Below are 2,403 nucleotides of genomic sequence, written 5' to 3' on the forward strand. Positions count from 1 at the left end.
CGGTGGCGTTAAGGGCTTCGGCAGCGGCGCCCACGACCGTGTTGGGGCCGCCGCCGATGACAACCCCAGTTGGCCCTAGGATGGCTTGCGATCCGGTGGAAACAGCGCCCGCGCCGATCACGACGTCGGGCATGTCGCCCAGGGGCCCGGAATCGGATTGAAGAAGCGCGCGGTCGCCAATGACAACACCTGAGGTCGTGTTGTTGCTGGCTCCGCCCGTGGCTCCGCCCGTGGCGGTTCCGCCACCGATGGTCACGTTCGTCTGGGCGAAGGCCGCGATCGGCAGGCATAGGCTGGCCGCCGAGGCGGCGAGGAAGAGGCCGCTGCGGTTCAGACGGCGCGCTCCGGGAAATCTGTCCATCTCTCCCCTCGTGTAATCGCGGGCCAGCGCTTGCTTGCGTTGATCTCCGGCGTTCACGCAGAGGAATAATTGAGGTGAAGTTGCATTCAATGTGTAGACCATCCCAATTGACAACTGTCCCGGAATGAGTCCTGGCGAAGGTCGAGCGGCCTCGCGATCCCGATCGCAAGCTTGGCTTTTAGCCTGTCACCCGCTCCGGCTATCGATCAATCCGGGCCGGTTCTGGAGATCCAGCGGCCCGCACATAGAGACGTCTGGTGTTCACCAGCACGAAGTCATGGATCCTGGATCGGGTCCGCAGCCGCCACGGTGAAGCGCCACAAGGCGCGGGGGGACTCAGATGGAGCTGTCGAGCGGGCGGTCGGAGTCCACATCCTCGGACAGGTTGTGCCCGACCCTGCGCAAGAGATCCTGCAGGACCTCGACCTCATTCGAGGAGAGCCCCTGGGTCGCGATCTCGTTCACCTCGACGATGTAGGGCGACAACGCGAGCTCCAGCTGCCGAGCCTTCGGGGTGACGTAGAACTGGAGCTTGCGGCGGTCTTCCTTGCTCTGCCATCGATGAATGAGGCCGGCCTTCTCGAGGGCCTTCAATGCGGTGACCGTGGTGGGTTCGCGAAGGCCGACACGGCGGCTCAGCTCGCGCTGGGTGATGCCGTCCTCGATCCAGAGGACCCGCAGGAACCGCCACTGGCCGCTGGAGATCCCGTGCGGCAGCGTCCGCCGCTCAAGCGCGCGGGAGAAGTTCCGAAAGGCGATCCGGCAGAGGTAGCCAAGGCTGTCGTTGGGGTCGATCTGAAAATCGCCGTCGCTCGCCTTGGCCATCAGGCTTGTTTGGCATCCCCGCCCAGGGGAGATCAACGCCGGCACTTAGACGGCTATCGATCACGGCAAGAGCCTGGGCCGAGCTCAGCTGCGGGCGGCGACCCAGGCGCAGATCAGGTCCGCGACGCGATGGCGGTGCGCCGGAGAATCCTCGAAGTAGTGGGCGCCCGGAAGAACCTCGAGCTGCTTGTCAGCCGAGGCGATGGCCTCGAAGATCTGCCGCGCGTCGCTTGGGAAGACGCCCGCGTCGCCGGTCGCCAGCACCACCAGGGCAGGAGTGTCGAACTTGGCCAGTTGCGCGCCGCCCTGGCACTTGGACGTCTCCAGGCTCCACATCGAAAGCCAGGTCGTCAGGTTGTTGACCCGGCCCAAGCCCGGGCCCCGGTTGGCGGCGGCGGGGTCTCCGCGGTAGCACCACGGCGACTTTCGATCCGAAGGGTCGATCGCGCCATCCATGAAGCGCAGGTCGGCCCAGGCCCGGTAGAGCGGGAACACCCGGTCGGGGATCCCGGCTGCGTTCAGCCGGGCGAGTTCGGCCTTCGCCCAGTCGGTGATCCGCTGGTTACGGGTGCGCTGGGCGGCGCGATAGCGCTCGATGAACTGAGGCGCGTAGGCCGGGCCGTTGTCTGGGTTGTAGGGGTTGAGCGTTTCGTCGGTGCCTACGGGATCCGATTCATCGAGGATCGAGGGGTCCAGCCACGAGGTCAGCACCTCGGGGCGTCCCTGGTGGGCGTTCAGGGAGACGTAGAGGTCGGCCTTCGGCAGGGTCTCGAGCGCCGCGCGACCGGCGCCTTGCAGCCCACCGGCCAGGGTCGGGGCGATGGCTTCGGCCTGATAGGCCGCCATCAAGGATCCGCCGCCGGAGTTGCCCAGGATTACAACGCGCTCGACGCCGGCGCTCTCGCGCAGCCAGCGCACCCCCACCCCGATGTCGATCAGGGCGTGTTCGAGCAGGAACTGATCTTCCGCGCCGCGGTAGCGCGTGTTCCAGCCCAAGAAGCCGTAGCCGCGCGAGGCCAGATATTCAGCGATATAGTGCTCGCTGAAATCGACGTTGTAGTGCGTAGCGATGAACGCGGTCTTCGGCCGTTTGCCCTTGGGCGTCCAATATAGGCCCTGGCAGGGGTGGCCGCCGGCCGGGATCCGCCGTGAGGTCGGCGAGGGGAACCCCAGGAATTGACGCTCCACCTGGTCCAGCAAATTGGCTTCCGACATTG

Annotated in this window: 3 protein-coding genes; all 3 read right to left on the reverse strand. The window is 66.1% G+C overall.

Translation table 11 applies throughout. From position 1 onward, the window contains the following. Nucleotides 1–361, reverse strand: a 361-nt coding sequence (locus VGI62_RS20770) for a hypothetical protein (RefSeq protein WP_331506483.1), incomplete at its 3' end; no start/stop codon positions are given. Nucleotides 362–697: 336 nt separating this feature from the next. Then, complete coding sequence (locus VGI62_RS20775) at nt 698–1,186, reverse strand: MarR family transcriptional regulator (RefSeq protein WP_331506484.1); 489 nt, start codon at nt 1,184–1,186, stop codon at nt 698–700. A gap of 84 nt (nt 1,187–1,270) precedes the next feature. Then, nucleotides 1,271–2,403: hypothetical protein (locus tag VGI62_RS20780; RefSeq protein ID WP_331506485.1), on the reverse strand; the 1,133-nt coding region annotated here is incomplete at its 5' end.

Origin of the sequence: Phenylobacterium sp. (genome assembly GCF_036495085.1) — a bacterium.
Classification (GTDB): domain Bacteria; phylum Pseudomonadota; class Alphaproteobacteria; order Caulobacterales; family Caulobacteraceae; genus Phenylobacterium.